The organism is Pseudomonas juntendi (assembly GCF_021560075.1).
Taxonomy (GTDB): Bacteria; Pseudomonadota; Gammaproteobacteria; order Pseudomonadales; family Pseudomonadaceae; genus Aquipseudomonas; species Aquipseudomonas juntendi.
Map to the genome: position 1 here is coordinate 4,238,663 of NZ_CP091088.1, position 13,784 is coordinate 4,252,446.

13 protein-coding genes are annotated in these 13,784 nt (G+C 61.8%); 10 read left to right on the top strand and 3 right to left on the bottom strand.

The features are described 5' to 3' along the window. Nucleotides 1–260 precede the first annotated feature (260 nt). Together argF and L1P09_RS19735 are read left to right on the top strand one after the other, a co-directional pair. Nucleotides 261–1,181 (top strand): ornithine carbamoyltransferase, encoded by a 921-nt coding sequence (gene argF, locus L1P09_RS19730; protein WP_009684553.1) that lies wholly within the window; start codon nt 261–263, stop codon nt 1,179–1,181. Beyond that, the gene (locus tag L1P09_RS19735) at nt 1,178–2,287 is read left to right on the top strand and encodes an ABC transporter ATP-binding protein (protein ID WP_054904053.1); all 1,110 of its coding nucleotides are present in this window, start codon (nt 1,178–1,180) and stop codon (nt 2,285–2,287) included. The genes argF and L1P09_RS19735 overlap by 4 nt, the downstream gene beginning before the upstream one ends. Nucleotides 2,288–2,323: 36 nt before the next feature. On the opposite strand, the gene ybaK is transcribed toward L1P09_RS19735, so the two are convergent. Next, nucleotides 2,324–2,794, bottom strand: coding sequence for a Cys-tRNA(Pro) deacylase (gene ybaK, locus L1P09_RS19740; protein WP_054904052.1), 471 nt, complete (start codon nt 2,792–2,794; stop codon nt 2,324–2,326). A gap of 298 nt (nt 2,795–3,092) precedes the next feature. On the opposite strand from ybaK, the gene L1P09_RS19745 reads away from it, so the two are divergent. The 4 genes from L1P09_RS19745 (at nt 3,093) to glpD (ending at nt 8,166) form a co-directional block, all read left to right on the top strand. Continuing rightward, nucleotides 3,093–3,944, top strand: a complete 852-nt coding sequence (locus L1P09_RS19745) for an MIP/aquaporin family protein (RefSeq protein WP_054904051.1) — start codon at nt 3,093–3,095, stop codon at nt 3,942–3,944. Between the two features lie 51 nt (nt 3,945–3,995). Further along, nucleotides 3,996–5,495 carry a glycerol kinase GlpK gene (gene glpK, locus L1P09_RS19750; RefSeq protein WP_054904050.1) on the top strand — a complete coding sequence of 500 codons (1,500 nt, stop codon included), beginning with the start codon at nt 3,996–3,998 and terminating at the stop codon, nt 5,493–5,495. A gap of 144 nt (nt 5,496–5,639) precedes the next feature. Next, nucleotides 5,640–6,395, top strand: coding sequence for a DNA-binding transcriptional repressor GlpR (glpR, locus tag L1P09_RS19755; protein WP_009684548.1), 756 nt, complete (start codon nt 5,640–5,642; stop codon nt 6,393–6,395). A gap of 232 nt (nt 6,396–6,627) precedes the next feature. Next, complete coding sequence (gene glpD / locus L1P09_RS19760) at nt 6,628–8,166, top strand: glycerol-3-phosphate dehydrogenase (RefSeq protein ID WP_054904049.1); 1,539 nt, start codon at nt 6,628–6,630, stop codon at nt 8,164–8,166. Between the two features lie 20 nt (nt 8,167–8,186). Here glpD and L1P09_RS19765 read toward each other — a convergent pair whose 3' ends face one another. Then, a complete protein-coding gene (locus tag L1P09_RS19765) occupies nt 8,187–8,825 on the bottom strand; it encodes an NEL-type E3 ubiquitin ligase domain-containing protein (RefSeq protein ID WP_054904048.1) in 639 nt (212 codons plus the stop codon). Nucleotides 8,826–8,835: 10 nt separating this feature from the next. Beyond that, nucleotides 8,836–10,152 carry a dermonecrotic toxin domain-containing protein gene (locus L1P09_RS19770; RefSeq protein WP_054904047.1) on the bottom strand — a complete coding sequence of 439 codons (1,317 nt, stop codon included), beginning with the start codon at nt 10,150–10,152 and terminating at the stop codon, nt 8,836–8,838. 350 nt (nt 10,153–10,502) lie between these two features. Here L1P09_RS19770 and L1P09_RS19775 point away from each other — a divergent pair, with 350 nt between their 5' ends. The 4 genes from L1P09_RS19775 to L1P09_RS19790 all read left to right on the top strand — a co-directional run bounded on the left by L1P09_RS19775 (nt 10,503) and on the right by L1P09_RS19790 (nt 13,713). After that, on the top strand, nt 10,503–11,420 hold the full coding sequence (locus tag L1P09_RS19775; RefSeq protein ID WP_009684545.1) for a glutamate/aspartate ABC transporter substrate-binding protein: 918 nt from the start codon (nt 10,503–10,505) through the stop codon (nt 11,418–11,420). Nucleotides 11,421–11,563: 143 nt separating this feature from the next. Next, on the top strand, nt 11,564–12,310 hold the full coding sequence (locus L1P09_RS19780; protein WP_054904046.1) for an amino acid ABC transporter permease: 747 nt from the start codon (nt 11,564–11,566) through the stop codon (nt 12,308–12,310). After that, complete coding sequence (locus L1P09_RS19785; RefSeq protein ID WP_009684543.1) at nt 12,311–12,982, top strand: amino acid ABC transporter permease; 672 nt, start codon at nt 12,311–12,313, stop codon at nt 12,980–12,982. Continuing rightward, nucleotides 12,979–13,713 carry an amino acid ABC transporter ATP-binding protein gene (locus L1P09_RS19790; protein ID WP_235768027.1) on the top strand — a complete coding sequence of 245 codons (735 nt, stop codon included), beginning with the start codon at nt 12,979–12,981 and terminating at the stop codon, nt 13,711–13,713. The genes L1P09_RS19785 and L1P09_RS19790 overlap by 4 nt, the downstream gene beginning before the upstream one ends. Nucleotides 13,714–13,784: the final 71 nt, after the last annotated feature.

The window sequence follows — 13,784 nt, forward strand, 5'->3', positions numbered from 1 at the left end:
ATTTGCCAAATTGCCAGCAAGCCGTGTACAACCTGCTGTAGCAAATAAAAAACAGCACAGCCCAATGGGTAGAGACACGCCTTGCAACTTCTTTGCAGGCGGGCTGCTGTTTCCCCTCTTGGCTTTAGGCGACATTTACTTATAGTATTGCGCCTTTCCCTTTTTCGTCCGCCCCCGTGCGGCTTACGCCGCAGGTCACTCCCGTTGTCAAAAAAACCATACGGTCGACCTGCATACTGTTGCAGATAAGGTAGTCAATCATGAGCGCTAGGCACTTTCTCTCCCTGCTGGACTTCACCACCGACGAATTGCTCGGGGTGATCCGCCGCGGCATCGAGCTGAAGGACCTGCGCAAGCGAGGCGTGCTGTTCGAGCCGCTGAAAAACCGCGTGCTGGGCATGATTTTCGAGAAGTCCTCGACCCGTACCCGTGTGTCGTTCGAAGCCGGCATGATCCAACTCGGCGGTCAGGCCATCTTCCTGTCGCCGCGCGATACCCAGCTGGGCCGTGGCGAGCCGATTGGCGACAGCGCCATCGTGTTGTCGAGCATGCTCGACGTGGTCATGATCCGCACCCATGCCCACAGCACCCTCACCGAATTCGCCGCCAACTCGCGCGTGCCGGTGATCAACGCGCTGTCCGACGAGTCGCACCCGTGCCAGTTGCTGGCCGACATGCAAACCTTCCTCGAACACCGCGGCACCATTCAAGGCAAGACCGTGGCCTGGATCGGCGACGGCTTCAACATGTGCAACTCCTACATCGAGGCGGCCAGGCAGTTTGACTTCCAGTTGCGTATCGCTTGCCCGGAAGGTTACGAGCCTGACCCACGCTTCATGGCCATTGGCGGTGACCACGTGCAAATCGTGCGCGACCCCAAGCAAGCCGTAAGCGGTGCCCACCTGGTGACCACGGACGTCTGGACTTCCATGGGCCAGGAGGAGGAAACTGCACGGCGCCTGGCGCACTTTGCGCCTTACCAGGTCACCCGCGAACTGCTCGACCTGGCGGCACCCGACGCCCTGTTCATGCACTGCCTGCCTGCCCACCGTGGCGAGGAAATCAGCCATGACCTGCTCGACGACCCTCGGTCCGTCGCTTGGGACCAGGCTGAAAATCGCCTGCATGCACAGAAGGCCCTCCTCGAATTCCTTGTCGAACCGGCTTACCACCACGCATGAGTCAACCCTTACTGCTCAACCTGCGCAACCTCGCCTGCGGCTACGGCGACCAGCGCATCGTCCAGAACCTCAACCTGCACCTGAACGCAGGCGACATCGGTTGCCTGCTGGGTTCATCGGGTTGCGGCAAAACCACCACCCTGCGCGCCATCGCCGGCTTCGAGCCGGTGCACGATGGCGAGATCCAGCTGGCTGGCGAAGTGATTTCCCGAGCCGGTTTCACCCTGGCCCCGGAAAAGCGCCGCATCGGCATGGTGTTTCAGGACTACGCGCTGTTCCCGCACCTGACCGTGGCGCAGAACATAGCCTTCGGCATTGCCAAGCACCCCCGCCAGGCGGCAGTCATCGAAGAAATGCTCGAACTGGTCAAGCTGGCTGGCCTGGGCGGGCGTTACCCGCACGAGCTGTCTGGCGGCCAGCAACAACGGGTCGCGCTGGCCCGTGCGCTGGCTCCCGAGCCCCAGTTGCTACTGCTCGACGAGCCGTTCTCCAACCTCGACGTGGAACTGCGCCGGCGGCTGAGCCATGAGGTGCGTGACATTCTCAAAAGCCGCGGCACCAGTGCGGTTCTGGTCACCCATGACCAGGAGGAAGCGTTTGCCGTCAGCGACCAGGTCGGGGTGTTCAAGGAGGGCCGCCTGGAACAGTGGGACACACCCTACAATCTGTACCACGAGCCACAGACACCGTTCGTTGCCAGCTTCATCGGCCAGGGCTATTTCATTCGTGGCCAGATGGTCAGCCACGAAGCGGTCAGCACCGAACTGGGCGAGTTGCGGGGTAACCGCGCCTACATCATGGCCCCGGGCAGCTCGGTGGATGTGTTGCTACGCCCGGACGATATCGTGCATGCACCAGGCAGCCCCCTGCAGGCCAAAATAGTCGGCAAGAGCTTCCTCGGCGCCTCGACCTTGTACCGCCTGCAGTTGCCGACTGGCAGCCAGCTGGAAGCGATCTTCCCCAGCCATGACGATCAGCAGGTGGGTGACGATGTCGGCATTGCGGTAAAAGCCGACCACCTGGTGCTGTTCCCGGCACCCGGTAGCGTTGCAGCGCAGTTGCCCCCCCTGGAGAACGGGGTTCGTCGCTACAGCTCGGCGACCTGATACAGCGTATTGGGGCTGCAAGGCCGCCCCAACTTCTCAGCCCCTGCCAATGCCGGCAAATTTACCTTGGGTATGCTCGGCCAGCACGGCGGCCGCCAACTCCACCTCCAGCCCTCGCCGTCCGGCACTGACATGTATGGTGGCAAAGTTCTGCGCCGATTCATCAATGAAGGTGCGCAGGCGTTTCTTTTGCCCCAGGGGGCTGATTCCACCCACCAAGTAGCCCGTAGCGCGCTGCGCCGCCGCCGGGTCGGCCATCTCGCACTTCTTCACCCCGGCAGCATGGGCCAGGGCCTTGAGGTCCAGGGTGCCTCCCACTGGCACCACCGCCACCAGCAACTCGCCTTTCTCGCTGCTCGCCAGCAACGTCTTGAATACCTGCTGCGGGTCCAGCCCAAGCTTCTCTGCCGCCTCCAGCCCATAAGACGCCGACTTGGGGTCGTGTTCGTAACTGTGCACGCGATGCTCGGCACGATGCTTCTTCAACAGGTCTAGGGCGGGGGTCATGCAGGGGCTCCGGTCTGGGACGGCTCGGCGGCTACTTTAGGACAATTCCCACATGGCAGCCAGCGCACCGCAAACGCGCAGCTCTGGCACGGGCATCCGAAACCGATTTTAGCGGCCATTTCGTGACTGGTCGTTCACTTTCGACCTTTGACATCAGCGTTTCTTGTCTATATTTTTTCGTTTCTGAATACGTGGTGCACGTTAAAGGTGCACTTCCCTGCTCGGTATCAATGGGGATGGACGCCGAGCTTTGCTGTCGAGCGCCAAGCGCCTCACAACAAAAACAACGAGGTCATACATGACGACTGCTCTACACCAACCCACGCTGTCCAGCCAATGCCTGGCCGAATTTCTCGGCACGGGCTTGCTGATATTCTTCGGCACCGGCTGCGTCGCCGCGCTCAAGGTCGCCGGCGCCAGCTTCGGCCTGTGGGAAATCAGTATCATCTGGGGTGTCGGGGTAAGCATGGCCATCTACCTCAGCGCCGGCATTTCCGGCGCGCACCTGAACCCGGCCGTGAGCATCGCCCTCACCCTGTTCGCCGGTTTCGACAAGCGCAAGCTGCCTTTCTACATGCTGGCCCAGGTGTGCGGCGCATTCTGTGGTGCAGCACTGGTCTACACCTTGTACAGCAACCTGTTCTTCGATTTCGAACAGGCGCACGCCATGCTACGCGGAAGCGAAGCCAGCCTGGAGCTGGCGTCGGTGTTCTCCACCTACCCGCACCCCTCGCTCTCCACCGGCCAGGCTTTTCTGGTCGAAGTGGTGATCACCGCTATTTTGATGGCGGTGATCATGGCCCTGACCGACGACAACAATGGCCTGCCGCGCGGTGCCGTGGCGCCGCTGCTGATCGGCCTGCTGATCGCCGTGATCGGCAGCGCCATGGGCCCGTTGACCGGGTTCGCGATGAACCCGGCCCGTGATTTCGGTCCAAAGCTCATGACATTCCTGGCGGGCTGGGGCGAAATTGCCTTTACAGGTGGGCGAAGCATTCCTTACTTCCTGGTGCCGATCTTCGCGCCGATCGTTGGCGCCTGCGTGGGCGCCGCGGCCTATCGGGGCCTGATCGCCCGCAACTTGCCTGTTGCAACTGCGGCGCACCCTGAGACAAATGACAACCGCCAGGGCGATACTCAAGCCAGTTGATCGCGGCATCACATACAGCCCTGACCCCCTATTCTTGCAAGGCCTACGACCATGACAGACACCCAGGACAAGAACTACATCATCGCCCTGGACCAGGGCACCACCAGTTCGCGAGCGATCATTTTCGATCGTGACGCCAACGTGGTGGGTACCTCCCAGCGCGAGTTCGCCCAGCACTACCCGCAGGCGGGCTGGGTCGAACACGACCCGATGGAGATCTTCGCCACCCAAAGCGCGACCATGGTCGAAGCCTTGGCCCAGGCGGGCATCAGCCATGCGCAGGTTGCCGCGCTGGGCATCACCAACCAGCGCGAGACCACTGTTGTATGGGACAAGGAAACCGGGCGCCCGGTATACAACGCCATCGTCTGGCAGTGCCGCCGCAGCACCGAGATCTGCGCCCAGCTCAAGCGCGATGGCCATGAAGACTACATTCGCGAAACCACGGGCCTGGTCACCGACCCGTACTTTTCCGGCACCAAGCTGAAATGGATCCTCGACAACGTCGAAGGCGCCCGTGAAAGGGCCGAACGTGGCGAATTGCTGTTCGGCACCATCGATACCTGGCTGATCTGGAAATTTTCCGGTGGCAAGGTCCATGTCACCGACTACACCAATGCCTCGCGCACGCTGATGTTCAACATCCACAGCCTGCAGTGGGACGACAAACTGCTGGAGATCCTGGGCATCCCGCGGCAGATGCTGCCTGAGGTGCGGCCGTCGTCGGAAGTGTACGGCCACACCAAGAGCGGCATCGCCATCGCCGGTATCGCCGGTGACCAGCAGTCGGCCCTGTTCGGCCAGATGTGCGTGGCACCGGGCCAGGCCAAGAACACCTACGGCACCGGCTGCTTCCTGCTGATGAACACCGGCAGCCAGGCCGTGAAGTCTTCCCATGGCCTGCTCACCACCATTGCCTGCGGGCCACGGGGCGAAGTGGCCTATGCATTGGAAGGCGCCGTGTTCAATGGCGGCTCCACCGTGCAGTGGCTGCGTGACGAGCTGAAGATCGTCAACGACGCACTGGATACCGAGTACTTCGCCAGCAAGGTCAAGGACAGCAATGGCGTGTACCTGGTGCCGGCGTTTACCGGACTGGGTGCACCGTACTGGGATCCCTATGCCCGTGGCGCGCTGTTTGGCCTGACCCGCGGCGTGAAGGTGGACCACATCATTCGTGCGGCCCTCGAGTCGATTGCCTACCAGACCCGCGACGTGCTCGACGCCATGCAACAGGACTGCGGCCAGCGCCTGTCCGAACTGCGCGTAGACGGTGGCGCAGTGGCCAACAACTTCCTCATGCAGTTCCAGGCAGACATCCTCGGCACCTGCGTGGAACGCCCGAAGATGCGTGAAACCACAGCCCTCGGCGCAGCATACCTGGCGGGCCTGGCCTGTGGCTTCTGGTGCGGCCTGGACGAGTTGCGCGACAAGGCCATCATCGAACGCGAGTTCAGCCCGCAGTTGGATGAAGCGCAGAAAGAAAAGCTGTATGCCGGCTGGAAGAAGGCCGTCGATCGCACCCGCGATTGGGAAGATCACGACGCCTGAGGCACCCTCAGCGATGCCGCGGTCCCGCCATGGGATCGCGGATCGCGGTTCGCAGCCCGGGCCGATGCGTCATAGCCCACTGGCCGTAGTCTCCGTCCTACGGCATCATTGCAGAATTTGTCCGGCAGCCCCAAAGGACCGCCCATGAATCTGCCCCCACGCCAACAACAAATCCTCGAACTGGTGCGAGAGCGCGGTTATGTCAGTATCGAGGAAATGGCGCAGCTGTTCGTCGTGACGCCACAAACCATCCGCCGTGACATCAACCAGTTAGCCGAACTCAACCTGCTGCGCCGCTACCACGGGGGTGCCGCTTACGATTCGAGCGTCGAAAATACCGCCTACGCCATGCGTGCCGACCAGATGCGCGACGAAAAGCAACGCATCGCCGAGGCCGTGGCCAGGCAAATACCCGACCATGCCTCGGTGTTCATCAACATAGGTACCACCACCGAATCCATCGCCCGGGCCCTGCTCAATCACAACCACCTGAAAGTCATCACCAACAACCTGCATGTGGCCGCCATTCTCGCGGCCAAGGATGATTTCGAGGTGCTGGTGGCAGGCGGCACGGTGCGCCGCGATGGCGGCGTGGTCGGCCAGGCCAGCGTCGATTTCATCAACCAGTTCAAGGTCGATTTCGCCCTGGTAGGGATCAGTGGCATTGACGAGGACGGCAGCCTGCTCGACTTCGACTACCAGGAAGTGCGGGTGTCCCAGGCCATCATCACCAATGCCCGCCAGGTTATCCTCGCCGCCGACTCCAGCAAGTTCGGGCGCAACGCCATGGTGCGCCTGGGTTCGATCAGCCTGGTGGATTGCCTGGTGACCGACCAGGCCCCCGCCCCCGCCCTGACTCAACTGCTCAACCAGTACAAGATCCGCATCGAAGTGGTGTAAACGCCCCACCGGCCGTCGGGCTGTAACGCCCTCAGATCGAGCGCTGCGCGATCTGCGGGCGACTCGGTGCGCGAAGGGTTCAAGCGCATTTTCGTTAATGTTCATTTACTTGCCATGTGATCAGTTTTTTCTATGAAAACTGACTGGCAAGCGCCCTGCTGTTGCGCTAGTATTTTCGAAAACGAACATTAATGTTCATATTCGATATGAACAGTTTCAGGAGGCCTTGCCCGTGTCCCAGTCCGTTTCGTCCCAGCCAGCACTCGCCGACTGCTACGACATTGCCGTAATCGGCGGTGGCATCAATGGTGTCGGCATTGCCGCCGATGCCGCTGGCCGGGGCCTCAAGGTGTTCCTGTGCGAAAGGGACGACCTGGCCCAGCACACCTCATCGGCCAGCAGCAAACTGATCCACGGCGGCCTGCGCTACCTTGAGCACTACGAGTTTCGCCTGGTACGCGAAGCGCTGGCTGAACGTGAAGTGCTGCTGGCCAAGGCGCCACACATCGTCAAGCCCATGCGTTTCGTGCTGCCACACCGCCCGCACCTGCGCCCGGCCTGGATGATTCGCGCTGGCCTGTTCCTGTATGACCACCTGGGCAAGCGCAAGCGCCTGGGCGCCTCGCGCAGCCTGCGCTTTGGCCCGGGCTACCCGCTCAAACCGCAGATCACCCGTGGTTTCGAGTACGCCGACTGTGCAGTCGACGATGCCCGCCTGGTGGTGCTCAATGCCATGGCCGCCCGTGAACACGGTGCTCACATTCTGACCCGCACCCGCTGCCTGCGCGCCGAGCGTGTAGATGGCCTGTGGCAGGTAGACCTGCTGCATGCCGACGGCAAGCAACAGCGCATTCGGGCACGCGCCCTGGTCAATGCTGCCGGCCCTTGGGTGGCCAGTTTCATCAAGGACGACCTCAAGCTCGATGCGCCCTATGGTATTCGCCTGATCCAGGGCAGCCACCTGATCGTGCCGCGCCTGTATGAAGGCGAACACGCCTATATCCTGCAGAACGAAGACCAGCGCATTGTCTTCTGCATACCTTACCTGGAGCGCTTTACCCTGATCGGCACCACCGACCGGGAGTACAGCGGCGACCCGGCGAAAGTCGCCATTACCGACCAGGAAACCCAGTACCTGCTCAACGTGGTCAACGCCCATTTCAACCATCAGCTGAGCCAGGCCGACATCCTGAATACCTATTCCGGGGTACGTCCGCTGTGCAACGACGAGTCGGACAACCCGTCGGCCGTCACCCGCGACTACACGCTGGCGCTGTCGGCAGAGGTCGGTCAGGCCCCGCTGCTGTCAGTATTCGGCGGTAAACTGACCACCTACCGCAAGCTGGCGGAATCGGCGATGGCCGAGCTGAAGCCCTTCTTCAGCCAGATGCGAGGCAGCTGGACGGCCACCGCCCCCCTGCCGGGTGGCGAACACATGACCACCGCACAAGCGCTGCTGGAGCAACTGTTGGCCCGCCATGGCTGGCTGCCGATGGATATCGCCAAACGCTGGGCGAATACCTATGGCAACCGTGTCTGGCAACTGCTCGACGGCGTGAATGGCCCGGATGACCTCGGCCAGGCCATTGGCGGTGGGCTATTCGCTCGCGAAGTCGACTACCTTTGCGAGGCTGAGTGGGCGACGACCGCCGACGACATCCTGTGGCGCCGCACCAAATTGGGCCTGTTCACCCATGCAGCAGAACGCCTGGCCCTGGAAAACTACCTGCAACAAACCCGAGTCGGGCTTGCCCAGGGCAACGCCGCGTGATGCGGCGCTGCTGCGCAGGCTCAAAGCCTGCTGTGCAGCTCCTGCGCCAGGGTTAGCAGCAAGCGTCGCTCGGCCTGCTCGTATTCGTACTTGAGGGCCTTGCAACGCAGGGCGAAGGTCCAGTCGTCGATCTGCCCCTGGCTTACCTGCTCTTCGAGGCTTTCCATCCGCTCATTGAGCGGTTGCAGTGCGTGCTCGAAGCGCGCCGGGTGGCGCTCGCGGGCATGGACCTCCCAGAACGGCCGCTGCGCCAGGGAGCCAATCACTTGCTCAGGTGTCTCGTTTGCCAGAATCTGGTCGCGAGCACGCAGCAGGTCGCTGCTGGTGACATGGGCAAACCCTGGGTAGTGCATCTCATCGTGCTCGATGGGCAGGTCAAGGGTGGCGCTCAACTTGAGCCGGTAGTACAGCCGGGTCTCGACCTCATCCACGCCAACCGTACGCTGCGCACGCAGGCGCTCGATGTGGCGCGCGGCAAGCCGGTCGACTTCGTCCAGGCGCCAAAGCGAACGCCCCAGACGCCATAAACGCCCCTCCAGCCCCGCCGGCTCACCGCCTACCGCGCGCTCCACCATTACACCCAGCTCAAGCTGCTCCAACGTCAACAGCAGCCGGTCTTCACACGTCCTTGGGCCACCGGCTTCAGCGAACAGGCGCACACGCACAGCCTCATGTCGCTCGCAGAACTCCAGAGTGCCAGTCCTGGTAGCCTTCGTACACTTCCCCGGCCAACTCCACCGCCGTGTAGGCCAACAAGCCCTCGCCCAGCACCGGAACGAACATGCCTGCCAGGTTCAAGAGGTTCAGGCCCAGTTCCCGATAGGCGTGCAGCCGAGCATCGCGCTCATGTTCATCGAGGTCTGCGGTAGGTACGGCCAGCACGTGGGCATCATCGAGCAGTTTGTCTATCTGCAACCCACGCAGATGGCTGAACAGCGATGTGTCGATGGCCAGGTGCCTGCCATCGAGCTCAGGCACCTGGTGCGCCGCACTTGCCTCTATCCGCTCCTCGAGCAGCTGCTGAAAGCAAACCCGGTCGCGCTCGCTGATGAAGCGGCTGAAGAACCGGCGGTAGGGTGCCGTCGTCAGGCGCCGGGCCAACGCCCGGAACACCTCTTCCCAGGACCGATAGACGCGAACCGGCGACTGCGGGTCATTCGGTACCCAGACGCATACACCCTGCAAGTCCGCACCCACCGCCGGCCGCAGCTCCAGTGTCACCACGCCGCGCACACATTTGCCCAGCAGGTACAACTGGCGTGGTGCGACCTCACCCGGCACCGCCGGCACCATGGGTAACGCGGTAAAACAGGGCGATAGCAAACGGTAGCTGTTCTCGTCCAAGTCACCTTTGAGCAATGCGCAGCGCACTGCCACTTCCAGGTCGGCGCGGGCGTTTTCCTCGAAACACCGGTGTACAGCGGCCTTGGCCGAGCCAGGTGCAGCACCTGGGGCATCGTCCGGCGCCAGGCACTGCCGCAGGATAGCCTGGTAGTGCCCGCCCACATCGGCCTCGCGGCAGCGCCCGGCGAATACCTCGTAACCCACCGGCACGTGCTCGCCCTTTGCGTCCAGTAGCCAGCCCCGGCGGCTGGGCGAAGGGCGCGTGTCGACGATATGGAAATTGTGCAGTACCGCCGCCAGCAACGGCGTGGAAGATCGTTGCATGTGCCGGCGAATGGGCCACCCCGGCGCCATCGGCGGCAATATAACGGTGCGCTCGATACCCACATGGCTGCGGCGCAAGTCCGCGATCGTCAGGTCGGCACGGTTCAATACCTGGTTCAAACGGGTAGCTGCGAACTCATCCAGTGCCGGAATGGCTTGCAGGATTCGGTGCAATGAATGGGTCGCTTCTTCCTGGGCGTGCAGCGCGCGGCGCAAGGCAAGCAGCCAGTCGACATTGCCATGGGCCACCAGCCATGCAGGCAGGCGCCGGGCAATCAGGGTATTGATCGATTCAGCGGGAAACAATGGCTCGGTCATCGGTTCAGCTCCAGCGACAAGGGCGCCGAGTCAACCAGCCCTCCAGCCAGAGGCTGAGGTACACCCATAGCCCCAACCTGGGTTCCTGCAGCGAGCCCGCCCGGGCAAACAATCGGTTTTCCGACCGTGGCAACCAGGATAGTTCGGAAAACCGAACGAAAGCCCGAGATAGACGCACTCCGCCAGGGCCCCGAGCGCCCGGACGATCAGGTTTTTTGCTCGTCAAACCCGTTTGGCACGACTCATGCTCTACACTCTTCAATCGAATGCACAGCGCTTCGCTGTATTCGTTGAACGAAAGAGTCCGCCAACGGCTCCATAAAAAAAACAAACACGTCGAGGAAAATTTGATGCGTATCGTTCGTCATCTGTTGGGCGCCACCATTGCCGCTGCGATCATTGCTTCGCCAGCCATGGCCGAAGAACTGACCGGCACCCTCAAGAAGATCAAGGACTCGGGCACCATCACCCTGGGCCACCGCGACTCTTCCATTCCATTTTCCTACCTGGCCGGCAAACCCGAGCCCGTGGGCTACTCGCATGACATTCAGCTGGCTGTCGTCGATGCCCTGAAAAAACAACTGGGTACGGACATCAAGGTCCGCTACAACCTGGTCACCTCGCAGACCCGTATCCCGCTGGTGCAAAACGGCACCGTCGACCTGGAATGCGGCTCCACCACCAACAACGTCGAGCGCCAGCAGCAAGTCGGCTTCTCGGTCGGCATCTTCGAAGTCGGTACCCGCCTGCTGACCAAGGTCAAGGACGGTCAACCTGCATACAAGGACTTCCCGGACCTGGCTGGCAAGAACGTGGTGACCACCGCCGGCACCACCTCCGAGCGCATTCTCAAGGCGATGAACGCCGACAAGCAGATGAAGATGAACGTGATTTCCGCCAAGGACCACGGTGAAGCCTTCAACATGCTAGAAAGCGGCCGCGCCGTAGCCTTCATGATGGACGACGCCTTGCTCGCCGGTGAAATGGCCAAGGCGCGCAAGCCGGCAGACTGGGTCATCACCGGTACCCCGCAGTCGTATGAAATCTACGGCTGCATGGTGCGCAAGGGTGACGAGGCGTTCAAGAAAGCGGTCGACGATGCCATCGTTGCCTATTTCAAGTCGGGCGAAGTCAACAAGAGCTACGACAAGTGGTTCCAGCAACCGATCCCGCCAAAAGGCCTGAACCTGCAGTTCCCGATGAGCGATGAGCTGAAAAAACTGATCGCCGAGCCTACCGACAAGGCCGCGGACGAGAAGAAGTCCTGATCCTCAGATAACGGCCTGGTGCTCGACAGCACGAATCAAACCCTGCAGGCCACTCATTAGTGTCTAACCTTTCATCCGAGGGCGCCCAGCGCCCCCGGATGTACCAAGGTGCCCGTGAAACAACCGTCTGAGGGGAAATCCCGATGAATTACAACTGGGACTGGAGCGTGTTCTTCAAGTCCACCGGCGTGGGCAGCGAGACTTATCTCGACTGGTACATCACCGGCCTGGGCTGGACCATCGCCATCGCCATCTCCGCCTGGATCATCGCCTTGCTGCTGGGCTCGGTGCTCGGCGTCATGCGCACCGTGCCGAACCGCCTGGTATCGGGCATCGCCACCATCTACGTGGAGCTGTTCCGCAATGTGCCGCTGCTGGTGCAGCTGTTCATCTGGTACTTCCTGGTGCCAGACCTGCTGCCCGAAGGCCTGCAGGAATGGTTCAAGCAAGACCTCAACCCGACCACCTCGGCGCTGATCAGTGTGGTCATCTGCCTGGGCCTGTTCACTGCCGCCCGTGTCTGCGAGCAAGTGCGCACCGGCATCCAGGCGCTGCCGCGCGGCCAGGAATCCGCGGCCCGCGCCATGGGTTTCAGCCTGCCGCAGATCTACACCAACGTGCTGCTGCCCCAGGCCTACCGGATCATCATTCCGCCGCTCACCTCCGAATTTCTCAACGTGTTCAAGAACTCCTCGGTGGCATCGCTGATCGGCCTGATGGAGCTGCTGGCGCAAACCAAACAGACCGCCGAATTTTCCGCCAACCTGTTCGAGGCGTTCACCCTGGCCACGCTGATCTACTTCACCCTGAACATGGGGCTGATGCTGCTGATGCGCATGGTCGAGAAGAAAGTCGCCGTGCCTGGCCTGATTTCCGTGGGGGGCAAGTAAATGGACATGGATTTCAGCGAAATCATCCCGGCCCTGCCCGCCCTGTGGGAAGGCATGCTCATGACCTTGCAACTGATGGTCATGGGGGTGGTGGGCGGTATCGTGCTGGGCACCATCCTGGCGCTCATGCGGCTGTCATCGAGCAAGCTGCTGTCGCGGCTGGCCGGGGCCTACGTCAACTATTTCCGCTCGATCCCGCTGCTGCTGGTGATCACCTGGTTCTACCTGGCGGTACCGTTCGTTCTGCGCTGGATCACCGGCGAGGACACCCCGGTGGGTGCCTTCACCTCGTGCGTGGTGGCGTTCATGATGTTCGAAGCCGCCTACTTCTGTGAAATCGTCCGCGCCGGCGTGCAGTCGATCTCCAAGGGCCAGATGGGCGCCGCCCAGGCCCTGGGCATGACCTACAGCCAGACCATGCGCCTGATCATCCTGCCGCAGGCGTTTCGCAAGATGACCCCGCTGTTGCTGCAGCAGAGCATCATCCTGTTCCAGGATACCTCGCTGGTCTACACCGTGGGCCTGGTGGACTTCCTCAACTCGGCACGCTCCAACGGCGACATCATCGGGCGCTCCCATGAGTTCCTGATCTTCGCCGGGGTCGTGTACTTCCTCATCAGCTTCTCCGCTTCGTGGCTGGTCAAGCGCCTGCAAAAAAGGATCACCGTATGATTTCCATCAAGAACGTCAACAAGTGGTACGGGGACTTCCAGGTACTGACCGACTGCAGCACCGAGGTCAAGAAAGGTGAAGTGGTGGTGGTGTGCGGCCCTTCGGGTTCGGGCAAGTCCACCCTGATCAAGTGCGTCAATGCCCTGGAGCCGTTCCAGAAGGGCGATATCGTGGTCGATGGCACCTCGATCGCCGACCCCAAGACCAACCTGCCGAAGCTGCGTTCGCGGGTGGGCATGGTGTTCCAGCACTTCGAACTGTTCCCCCACCTGAGCATCACCGAAAACCTGACCATCGCCCAGCGCAAGGTACTGGGCCGCAGTGAGGCGGAGGCCACCAAGAAAGGCCTGGCCCTGCTCGACCGCGTCGGCCTTGGCGCCCATGCCAAGAAGCACCCGGGCCAGCTGTCGGGTGGCCAGCAACAGCGCGTGGCCATTGCCCGTGCACTGTCGATGGACCCGATCGTCATGCTGTTCGACGAGCCGACCTCGGCGCTGGACCCGGAGATGGTCAACGAAGTACTGGACGTGATGGTGGAGCTTGCCCACGAGGGCATGACCATGATGTGCGTGACCCACGAAATGGGCTTCGCCCGCAAAGTGGCCAACCGCGTGATCTTCATGGACAAGGGCCACATCATCGAAGACTGCCAGAAGGAGGCGTTCTTCGGCGACCAGACTGCCCGCCACGAACGCACCCAGCACTTCCTCAGCAAGATCCTGCAACACTGATTTTGCTTCATTGAACCGGTCGGCGCCGCTGCCCAATCGGGCAGCAGGCGCTGGTCGTGACAAGGCCACTG

Coding starts and splice junctions, on each gene's coding strand:
- argF (WP_009684553.1), top strand. CDS start 261: ATGAGCGCTAGGCACTTTCTCTCCCTGCTGGACTTCACCACCGACGAA.
- L1P09_RS19735 (WP_054904053.1), top strand. CDS start 1,178: ATGAGTCAACCCTTACTGCTCAACCTGCGCAACCTCGCCTGCGGCTAC.
- ybaK (WP_054904052.1), bottom strand. CDS start 2,794: ATGACCCCCGCCCTAGACCTGTTGAAGAAGCATCGTGCCGAGCATCGC.
- L1P09_RS19745 (WP_054904051.1), top strand. CDS start 3,093: ATGACGACTGCTCTACACCAACCCACGCTGTCCAGCCAATGCCTGGCC.
- glpK (WP_054904050.1), top strand. CDS start 3,996: ATGACAGACACCCAGGACAAGAACTACATCATCGCCCTGGACCAGGGC.
- glpR (WP_009684548.1), top strand. CDS start 5,640: ATGAATCTGCCCCCACGCCAACAACAAATCCTCGAACTGGTGCGAGAG.
- L1P09_RS19770 (WP_054904047.1), bottom strand. CDS start 10,152: ATGACCGAGCCATTGTTTCCCGCTGAATCGATCAATACCCTGATTGCC.
- L1P09_RS19775 (WP_009684545.1), top strand. CDS start 10,503: ATGCGTATCGTTCGTCATCTGTTGGGCGCCACCATTGCCGCTGCGATC.
- L1P09_RS19780 (WP_054904046.1), top strand. CDS start 11,564: ATGAATTACAACTGGGACTGGAGCGTGTTCTTCAAGTCCACCGGCGTG.
- L1P09_RS19785 (WP_009684543.1), top strand. CDS start 12,311: ATGGACATGGATTTCAGCGAAATCATCCCGGCCCTGCCCGCCCTGTGG.
- L1P09_RS19790 (WP_235768027.1), top strand. CDS start 12,979: ATGATTTCCATCAAGAACGTCAACAAGTGGTACGGGGACTTCCAGGTA.